This window comes from Arthrobacter sp. E3, assembly GCF_017353415.1.
Taxonomy (GTDB): domain Bacteria; phylum Actinomycetota; class Actinomycetes; order Actinomycetales; family Micrococcaceae; genus Specibacter.
In genome coordinates this window covers 1-351 of the sequence record NZ_JAFMPX010000106.1, presented here as the reverse complement: position 1 = coordinate 351, position 351 = coordinate 1, and the positions used below count along the sequence as shown (strand labels likewise).

The window sequence follows — 351 nt, the reverse complement described above, 5'->3', positions numbered from 1 at the left end:
AAACAACTCCGTTAGGAAAAACACGCAATCATCAATCATGAGGTCTTCTTTGTGGGTAATAGTAGCTTTGCTCGCTATCCACAGCCTCGCTAGCTTCCTCTCCGCCCAGGAGCAATGCGGGTGTTCTTACAATGTCTCGACATTCTTGAGCGAGCAAACCTTCAACGAGATGTTCAGCCGCCGAAGTGAATGCAAGACCAACAACTTCTACACCTATGACGCCTTCGTTACGGCTGCCAAATCTTTCCCTGCCTTCGGGACAACGGGGGATATCGATGTTATGAAGAGGGAGATTGCGGCTTTCCTTGCCCAAACTGCATTCCAAACTGCAGGAGACCGCCTCAATGATGC

The 351-nt window shown here is 49.9% G+C and carries 1 protein-coding gene; it reads left to right on the top strand.

Annotated elements, in window-relative coordinates; translation table 11 throughout:
- Positions 1-145 precede the first annotated feature (145 nt).
- Positions 146-351 (top strand): glycoside hydrolase family 19 protein (locus JMA46_RS16845; protein WP_282099626.1); only part of this gene is annotated, 206 nt, incomplete at its 3' end.